7 protein-coding genes are annotated in these 9,200 nt (G+C 70.9%); 1 reads left to right on the top strand and 6 read right to left on the bottom strand.

The genetic code is table 11. The features are described from left to right. A partial coding sequence (locus Q0588_RS15395) for a TonB-dependent receptor (RefSeq protein WP_298747993.1) occupies positions 1 to 1,113 on the top strand: 1,113 nt, incomplete at its 5' end. A gap of 129 nt (positions 1,114 to 1,242) precedes the next feature. Here the strand turns inward: Q0588_RS15395 and Q0588_RS15390 are convergent. The 6 genes from Q0588_RS15390 to Q0588_RS15365 all read right to left on the bottom strand — a co-directional run. Continuing rightward, positions 1,243 to 2,190 carry a methyltransferase domain-containing protein gene (locus Q0588_RS15390; protein ID WP_298747991.1) on the bottom strand — a complete coding sequence of 316 codons (948 nt, stop codon included), beginning with the start codon at positions 2,188 to 2,190 and terminating at the stop codon, positions 1,243 to 1,245. A gap of 86 nt (positions 2,191 to 2,276) precedes the next feature. Further along, positions 2,277 to 4,943, bottom strand: coding sequence for a methionine synthase (gene metH / locus Q0588_RS15385; protein WP_298747988.1), 2,667 nt, complete (start codon positions 4,941 to 4,943; stop codon positions 2,277 to 2,279). Between the two features lie 211 nt (positions 4,944 to 5,154). Beyond that, on the bottom strand, positions 5,155 to 6,222 hold the full coding sequence (locus Q0588_RS15380) for a homocysteine S-methyltransferase family protein (protein ID WP_298747985.1): 1,068 nt from the start codon (positions 6,220 to 6,222) through the stop codon (positions 5,155 to 5,157). Between the two features lie 192 nt (positions 6,223 to 6,414). Further along, the gene (metF, locus tag Q0588_RS15375) at positions 6,415 to 7,326 is read right to left on the bottom strand and encodes a methylenetetrahydrofolate reductase [NAD(P)H] (RefSeq protein WP_298747999.1); all 912 of its coding nucleotides are present in this window, start codon (positions 7,324 to 7,326) and stop codon (positions 6,415 to 6,417) included. 35 nt (positions 7,327 to 7,361) lie between these two features. Next, positions 7,362 to 8,324 carry a metalloregulator ArsR/SmtB family transcription factor gene (locus Q0588_RS15370; RefSeq protein ID WP_298747982.1) on the bottom strand — a complete coding sequence of 321 codons (963 nt, stop codon included), beginning with the start codon at positions 8,322 to 8,324 and terminating at the stop codon, positions 7,362 to 7,364. Positions 8,325 to 8,414: 90 nt separating this feature from the next. After that, a partial coding sequence (locus Q0588_RS15365) for a 2-hydroxyacid dehydrogenase (protein ID WP_298747980.1) occupies positions 8,415 to 9,200 on the bottom strand: 786 nt, incomplete at its 5' end.

The following is a 9,200-nucleotide window of genomic DNA, read 5'->3' as shown; positions in this document are numbered from 1 at the left end:
GACTATGACCTGGGCGGCGAGACCGACACCTACAAGATCGGCGCCGACTGGGCCCCGGTCGAGGACATCCGCTTCCGCGGCAGCTACCAGCGCGCGGTCCGGGCCCCGAACGTCATCGAACTGTTCACGGCCCAGGGCTTCGGCCTGTTCGACATGGACGCTGACCCCTGCGGTCCGGCCATGACGGCGACCCTGGCCGAGTGCCAGGCCACCGGCGTGCCGAGCGGCGCGTATGGTTCGGGGGCCCTGGACAGCCCGGCCGGCCAGTACAACTTCCTCGGCGGCGGCAATCCGGACCTCGAACCGGAAGAGTCGGAGACCCTGACCTTCGGGGCCGTGTTCCGGCCGTCGTTCCTGCCCGGCTTCAACCTGTCGGTCGACTGGTTCAACATCAAGATCGAGAAACTGATCTCGAGCGTCGGCGCGGTCAACGTCATCGACGGCTGCTACACCAACAACGTGGCGGAGCTGTGCAACCTGATCAACCGTAACGCTGGCGGTCAGCTGTGGATCGGCGAGGGTCACGTCGTCGACCTGGCCACCAACATCGGCGGTCTGGAGACCACCGGCGTCGACGTGGTGGCCAACTACGGCGTCGACCTGGCCGACTGGGGCATGGGCGGCGCCGGCTCGCTGGCCTTCAGCTACGTCGGCACCTTGCTGGACGAACTGGTCACCGACACCGGCCTCGGCTTCGCCAACAGCGTCTATGACTGCGCCGGCTTCTTCGGCACCGACGCCTGCGGCCAGCCCAACCCGGAATACCGCCACCGCATGCGGGTCACCTGGAAGTCGCCCTGGGATGTCGACGTCTCCGGCACCTGGCGGCACTACAGCGAGGTCGAGATCGGCATCCTCGGCGCCGACGGCAGCCTCAACAACGGCGGCGCCCGCATCGACCGCTATTTCGAGGCCGAGAACTACCTCGACCTGGCGGCCGCGTGGCAGATTCGCGACGATGTCCGGCTGCGCGCGGGCGTGAACAACGTCCTCGACAACGATCCGCCGGTGTCGCGCAGCGTCGGGGCCGGTTCCGGCAACGGCAACACCTATCCGGCCCTCTATGACGCGCTGGGCCGTCAGTTCTTCTTCGGGATCACGGCCGACTTCTAGGCCCTGACTTCGGAAAGGCCATCGGGGCGGCGGATCTTCGGGTCCGCCGTCCTTTTGCCGTGCGGAGGCAGGGTCCGGGCCGTCGTCGGCGCGCGGCGACCCGTGCGGCCCGCGCCCGGCCGGGTCGGCCTACGCCTCCCTGCGGAATTCGACCCGCCAGGCGACCAGGGCGCCGCGGGCGTCGCGATGTTCGGCCCGGTCCGCGAGCGCCAGCCCGGCCCGGGCCGCCCGCTCGACGAAGGCGTCCATGCCCGCCGCGTCCAGAGCCGCCCGGGTCTGAGCCTGCTGACGCCGGCGCCAGGCCGCGTTTCCCGTCTCGAAGACCTCGAGCCGCGCCAGGGCGCTGGCGGCGTCATAGGCCGCGATCCGGTCGGACAGATCGGCCAGATAGCCCACCAGATAGCGCGCCGTATCGAAGGCCGGGTCGGGGTCCAGCCGGTCCTTCGCGCGGCCGACGGCCTCCCGCAGCGCCTCCTCGGCCGCCCGGATCGTCGCCGGGGGCAGGCGTTTGTGATGGGCGTGGAAGGCCCGCCGGGCCTGACGGACGGCGGCGCCGTTGGCCATGACCCTGTCATAGGCCGCGATCTGGGCGGCGGTCTGGCGGGTGATGACGCCGCCGGCGTGATGCAGCAGCATCAGGACCCGGCCGCCGGGTTTGAGGACCCGCGCCAGCTCGGTCAGGGCCGGGCGGGTGTCGGCGTATTCGATGCCGAATTGCGACGAGGCCCCGTCGAACTGTCCGGCCGCAAACGGCAGGGTCTCCAGCGCCACCCCGCCCAGCAGGCGCAGCCCCTCGACCGGCCGCACCTCGGCGTAGTCGACGCCGGTGATGTCGAAGGTCCTGCCCGCCGCCGCCGCCGCGGCCGCGGCATGGCCCGCCACCTGGCCGCTCCCGGTGGCCAGATCGAGCAGGCGCGCGCCGTCCTCGAAGCCCGCGAACCACGCCCGCCAGATCGGTCCGGTGTCGAAGACGGCGACGCCCGACGGCGTGGTGACCGTCATCACCTCCTCGCGGCCGCTGCGCCAATAGTCGGTCCAGTGCCAGCCGCGCCGCTTTTCCATCGGTGTCTTGCCCATGCGGCTCCATCGGCCGGCGCCCGGCCCGTCCCCGTCGATGGAGCCGTGATAGGCCAGGGGCGCGGCCGGGCCAAGCGCCGCCCTGCTCAGGCCGCCGCCCCCTGGGCCGCGACGCCCGGATCATAGTTGAGGATCGGCCCCAGCCAGCGCTCGGCGGTGGCCGGATCCCAGCCCTTGCGGCGGGCGTAGTCCTCGATCTGGTCGCGGTCGATCTTGCCGACGCCGAAATAGTGGCTCTCCGGATGGCCGAAATAGAGGCCCGAGACCGAGGCCGGCGGGGCCATGGCGAAACTTTCGGTCAGCTGCATTCCCGCATTGGCTTCCGCCTGCAACAGACGGAACAGCGTGGCCTTTTCGGTATGGTCTGGCTGGGCCGGATAGCCCGGCGCGGGCCGGATGCCCTGATAGGTCTCGGCGATCAGCTCCTCGACCGTGCTCTGTTCGCCGGGGGCGTAGCCCCACAGTTCGGTCCGCACCTTCCTGTGCAGCGCCTCGGCGAAGGCCTCGGCGAGGCGGTCGGCCAGGGTGGTGGCGAGGATGGCCGAATAGTCGTCGCCGGCGGCCCGGAACGCCGCCGCCCTCTCGAGTTCGCCATGGCCGGCGGTGACCGCGAAGGCCCCCAGCCAGTCCTCGCCGTCCGCGGCCACGAAGTCGGACAGGCACAGGTTCGGCTGGCCGCCGGTCTTGGCGATCTGTTGGCGCAGGCCGTGAAACCGCGCCAGTTCGGCGGCCCGGCCCTCGTCGGCCCAGACCACGATGTCGTCGCCGCGCGCATTGGCGGGCCAGAAGCCGACCACGCCGCGCGCCCTGTACCAGCGCTCGTCGACGATCCGCTTCAGCATCGCCCGGGCGTCCCGGTACAGCTCCCGCGCCGCCGCGCCGACGGTCTCGTCCTCGAGGATCATCGGATAGCGGCCGATCAGCTCCCAGCTGGCGAAGAAGGGCGTCCAGTCGATGTAGGAGACCAGGTCGCCGAGGTCCCAGGCGTCGAAGGCGCGCACCCCGAGGAAGGACGGCCTGGGGGGCGGGGGAGTCTCCGCCCGCGGCCGGAACCGGTTGGCCCGCGCCGCCGGCAGGGGGGCCCGGGCCCGGGCCGTCCGCCCGCGCGCGAACTGCTCGCGGATACGCACGTATTCGTCGCGGGTGGCCGCCTCGTTGCGGGCCCGGGCGTCCGGCGACAGCAGGCCCGAGACCACGCTCACCGCGCGGCTGGCGTCGATGACATAGGTGGTCGAGCCGCGCCGGTAGGCCGGTTCGACCTTGACCGCCGTATGGGTGCGGCTGGTCGTCGCCCCGCCGATCAGCAGGGGAATGTCGAAGCCGCGCCGCTCCATCTCCGAGGCCACGAAGACCATCTCGTCCAGCGACGGGGTGATCAGGCCCGACAGGCCGACGATGTCGACCTTGTGCTCCACGGCGGCGTCGAGGATGCGGTCGGCCGGGACCATGACGCCCAGGTCGATGACCTCGTAATTGTTGCACTGGAGGACCACGCCGACGATGTTCTTGCCGATGTCGTGGACGTCGCCCTTGACCGTGGCCATCAGGATTTTCCCGGCCTGCCGGCGCGGCTGGCCGGCCTTCTCGGCCTCCATGAACGGCTCCAGCCAGGCCACCGCCTGTTTCATCACCCGGGCCGACTTGACCACCTGGGGCAGGAACATCTTGCCCGAGCCGAACAGGTCGCCGACCACGTTCATCCCGTCCATCAGCGGGCCCTCGATGACGTGCAGCGGCCGGTCGAACGACAGCCGCGCCTCCTCGGTGTCGGCCTCGATGAAGTCGGTGACGCCATGGACCAGGGCGTGTTCGATGCGCTTGCCGACCGGGGCCTCGCGCCAGGTCAGGTCGACGACCCGCGCCGCCCCCTTGTCGCCCTTGTAGTTCGGCGCGAGGTCGACCAGCCGCTCGGTGTTGGAGACATTGGTCCGCTGTTTGCGGTTCAGGATCACGTCCTCGACCGCCTCGCGCAGCGCCGGGTCGATGTCGTCATAGACCGGCAGGTCGCCGGCGTTGACGATGCCCATGTCCATGCCCGCCTGGATGGCGTGGTACAGGAACACCGAGTGGATCGCCCGGCGCACCGGCTCATTGCCGCGGAAGCTGAACGAGACGTTCGACACCCCGCCCGAGACCCGGGCGTGGGGCAGGGTCGCCTTGATGACCTTGGTCGCCTCGATGAAGTCGACGGCGTAGTTGTCGTGCTCCTCGATCCCCGTGGCCACGGCGAAGATGTTGGGGTCGAAGATGATGTCCTCGGGCGGGAAGCCGACCTCGCCCGTCAGGATGCGCCAGGCGCGGGTGCAGATCTCGATCTTGCGCGCGGCGGTGTCGGCCTGGCCCTGTTCGTCGAAGGCCATGACCACCACGGCGGCCCCGTAGCGCAGGCAGCTGACAGCTTGCTGACGGAACTCGGCCTCGCCGGCCTTCATCGAGATCGAATTGACGATCGGCTTGCCCTGGACGCATTTCAGCCCCGCCTCGATCACCTCCCATTTGGAGCTGTCGATCATCACCGGCACCCGGGCGATGTCGGGCTCGGCCGCGATCAGGTTGAGGAAGGTGACCATGGCCTGTTTGGAATCCAGCAGGCCCTCGTCCATGTTGATGTCGATGATCTGGGCCCCGGCCTCGACCTGCTGGCGCGCCACCGACAGGGCGGCGGCATAGTCGCCGTCGATGATCAGCTTCTTGAACCTGGCCGAGCCGGTGACATTGGTCCGCTCGCCGACGTTGATGAAGGTGGGTCTCATGATTTTCCTCCCTCTCCCATTGGGAGAGGGCTTGAGCGCACGGCGGCGAAGCCGTCGTTCTGGCGCGAAAGGGTGAGGGGCGTATGGGGCGGTCGGCGCAAGCCGTTTCGCGGCCGGTGCGACGGCTCACGCCGACTGATGCAGCCGACCCTCATCCGGCCCTCCGGGCCACCTTCTCCCAATGGGAGAAGGGAACAGTTTTGGACAGCCATCACGCCACCAACTCGAACGGTTCCAGCCCGCTCAACCGCATCGCCACCGGCCGCTCCGGGATCGGGCGCGGCGGCAGGCCCGCCACCTCGTCGGCGACGTGGCGGATATGCTCCGGCGTCGTGCCGCAGCAGCCGCCGACGATGTTGACCAGGCCCGAGGCCGCCCACTCCTCGATGAAATGGGCCGTCTCGTGCGGCTGTTCGTCGTATTCGCCCATGGCGTTGGGCAGGCCGGCGTTGGGATAGGCGGCGACCAGGGTGTCGGCCACGCGGCTCAGCTCGGCGATGAACGGCCGCATCAGATCGGCCCCCAGGGCGCAGTTGAAGCCGACGGCGAACGGCCTGGCGTGGCGCACGCTGTTCCAGAAGGCCTCGGCGGTCTGGCCGCTCAGGGTGCGGCCCGAGCGGTCGACGATGGTGCCCGAGATCCACATCGGCAGCGGCTCGTACCCCTCGTCGGCGAGGTCGAGGATGGCCTTGATCGCGGCCTTGCAGTTGAGCGTGTCGGTGATGGTCTCGATCAGATACAGGTCGACCCCGCCCTCGTTCAGGGCCCGTACCTGATGACGGTAGGCGTCATAGACCTGATCGAAGGTGACCAGCCGCGCGCCGGGGTCGTTCACGTCCGACGACATCGACAGCATCTTGTTCAGCGGGCCGATCGACCCGGCCGCGAAGCGGGGTTTGTGCGGCTCTTTCGCGGTCCAGCGGTCGGCGGCGGCGCGGGCCAGTTTCGCGCCTTCCAGATTGATGTCCCAGACCGATTGGGCGTCCAGCCTGTAGTCGTCCTGGGCGATGGTGGTGGCCGAGAAGGTGTTGGTCTCGGAGATGTCGGCCCCGGCGGCGAAATACTGGTCGTGCAGGTCGGCGACGACATCCGGCCGGGTCAGGCACAGGATGTCGTTGTTCCCCTTCATCTGGCCGTCGTGCGCGGCGAAGCGGTCGCCGCGGAAATCGGCCTCGGACAGGCCGCGGCGCTGGATCATCACCCCCCAGGCGCCGTCGAGCACGAGGATGCGCTGTTTCGCTGCGGCGTGGAGGGCGGCGATACGGTCGGCGCGGGTCATGAACAACTCCAAAGCCCTCCCCCTCGAGGGGGGAGGGTTGGGTGGGGGTGTAGGCAGGCTGATGAAAGGCGGGTGCGAAAGGCGCTGACGTCGGGGTGACGACGCCTCCCGCGCCTCATCGGGAGGCGCACTGCCTCCGCCCCATCCCCCGACCCCTTCCCCCTCGAGGGGAAGGGGAGATGTTGGGTTGGGTCACGCACGAGCCGTCTCCCGCACGCCCAGCACCCGGCAGATGGCATAGACCAGGTCGGCGCGGTTCAGGGTGTAGAAGTGGAAGTCGGCGAAGCCCTCCTCCTGCAGCCGGGCGCACATCTCGGCGGCGACGGAGGCGGCGATCAGCCGGCGCGTCTCCGGATCGTCGTCGAGGCCGTCGAAATGGGCCGCCAGCCAGTCCGGCACGGCCGCGCCGCAGCCCGCCGACATCCGCTTCAGCCCGGCGAAATTGGTCACCGGCATGATCCCCGGGACGATCGGGACGCCCACCCCCGCGGCCCGCGCCCGGTCGCGGAAGCGCAGGAAGGCGTCGATGTCGAAGAAGAACTGGCTGATCGCCCGGGTCGCCCCGGCCTCGACCTTGGCCTTCAGCACATCGATGTCATGGTCCATCGACGGGCTCTCGGGATGACCCTCGGGATAACAGCCGACGCTGATCTCGAAACCGCCGCGCCGGGCCACGGCGGCGGTCAGTTCGGTGGCGTTGGCGTAGCCGTCGGCGCGCGGGACATAGGCCCCGCCGAGGCCGGCCCCGCCGGGCGGATCGCCGCGCAGGGCCACGATATGGCGCACCCCGGCGTCGCGATAGCCGTCGATCACCGCGTCCACCTCGGCGCGGCTGGCCTCGACGCAGGTCAGGTGGGCGGCCGGGGTCAGGGACGTTTCCGCAAGGATCCGCTCGACCGTCCGGTGGGTGCGCTCGCGGGTCGAGCCGCCGGCGCCGTAGGTCACCGAGACGAACTCGGGCGCCAGCGGGGCCAGACGGGTCACGGCCTTCCACAGATTGGCCTCGGCCTCGTCGGACTTGGGCGGAAAGAATTCGAACGACACCCGCGGGCGCGAGGCGTCGCGGCCGGCCCGCGCCACCGGCCCCAGCGGCGACAGCAGCAGGGCCCGGGCCTCGGCGAGACTGAGGGCGGCGGCGGTCACGCCACCCGGGCCCCGGCCTCGGCCGCCCGTTCGGCGGTCCAGATCACCACCGTCAGCCCGTCGGTGTCCGGGGGCAGGGCGATCGGCGCCGACGCCGTCAGCCCGGCCTCGCCCAGCCAGCGCCGCATCTCCGCGTCGGCGAAGCCGAGCCGGCGGTGCTGGTGCTCCTCGCGCAGATGCTCCAGCGCGTGCGGGGCGAAGTCGACGATCAGCAGCCGGCCTCCCGGCGACACCAGCCGCGCCGCCTCGGCCACCGCCGCGGCCGGATCGGCCAGGTAGTGCAGCACCTGGTGGACCAGCACCAGGTCGGCGCTGCGCTCCGGCAGCCGGGTCGAGAAGATGTCGCCGTGGCGCAGCTCCACCCGGTCGAGGCCCGCCTTCGTCACATTGGCGCGGGCGATGTTGAGCATGTTGTGGCTGAGGTCGAGGCCCAGCGACATCTTCGCCTTCCGGCCCAGCAGGGTCAGCATCCGCCCCGAGCCGGTGCCCAGGTCGACGACCCGCTCGAACGGCCCGTCGCCGGCCGCCCTGAGGATGGCCGCCTCGACCGCGGTCTCGCAGACGTAGAGCGAGCGGATGCGGTCCCACTGCGGGGCGATGCGTTCGAAATAGGCCCCGGCGGCCACCTCGCGGTCGCGCCGCACCTCCTCCAGCCGGCGGTCGTCGGCCTCGCCGGCGGCGCCGTCCAGCACGTCCAGCACGGTGTCGATCAGCCGCCGGGCCGGGGCGTCCGAGGTCAGGCGGTAGAATACCCGCGCCCCGTCCGGAAAGCGTTCGATCAGCCCGGCGTCGGTCATCAGCTTGAGGTGGCGCGACACCCGCGGCTGGCTCTGGTCGAGGATGCGCGACAGCTCCATCACCGACAGCTCCTCGCCGGCCAGCAGCGACAGCACCCGCAGCCGGGTCGGCTCGCCGGCGGCGCGCAAGGCTTCGACGGTATGGTCGGCGCTCAGGGTCATGAGATCATATAAAGATATCCTTATATGATTATGCAAGCAAAATCCGTGGCCCCCGGGCCCGGCCGGCCCCGTGCGCCCGGCCCGGCCGGCTCAGACCCCGGGGACCGGCGTCTTCAGCGGCGCGCCGGCGAAGGCCGCCTCGAGGTTCTCCAGCAGCAGCCTCAGCATGGCCTGGAGCGCCTCGGTCGTGGCCGCGCCGGTGTGCGGGGTCAGCACGGTGTTGGGCACCTCGGCCCAGCGCCCCGCCTCGGTCGGCTCGTCCGCGAATACGTCCAGCGCCGCCTGGCCCAGCCGCCCGTCCTGGAGCGCCGCGATCAGGGCGTCCTCGTCGACCAGCTGGCCGCGCGCCACATTGACCAGCAGGCCGGCCGGGCCGAGCGCCTCGATCACCTCGCGCGAGATCAGGCCGGCGTTGTCGTCGTCGGCGCGGCAGGCCACCACCAGGATGTCGCTGTCCCGGGCCAGCTCCAGCAGGCTGGCGGCCCGCGGCCAGGCGGCGTCCTTGTCGCGCGGCCCCCACCAGCTGACCGGCATGCGCAGCGCCCCGGCCCGGCGCGCCACCGCCTCGCCGATATGGCCCAGGCCGACGACGCCCAGCCTCTGGCCGTTCAGCGACGGGGTGATGGTCTTGGACTCGGCCGTCCACTGGCCGGCCCGCAGGGCCCGGTCGCCGGCGGCGATCTGGCGCCGCGCCGCCAGGATCAGGCCGATGGCGTGGTCGGCCACGTCCTCGTGGTTGACCGCCGGCGCGTGCGTCACCGGCAGGCCCCGGGCCCGGCACCATTCGGTGTCGATGCGGTCGTAGCCCGAGGTGAAACAGGCGACCAGCCTCAGGTTCGGCAGCCGCTCGATCAGCGCCTTGTCCAGCTCGAACTC

Origin of the sequence: uncultured Brevundimonas sp. (assembly GCF_937870815.1) — a bacterium.
Lineage (GTDB): Bacteria > Pseudomonadota > Alphaproteobacteria > Caulobacterales > Caulobacteraceae > Brevundimonas.
The sequence above is the reverse complement of the archived record's forward strand: the minus strand, read 5'-3'. Positions and strand labels throughout refer to the sequence as shown.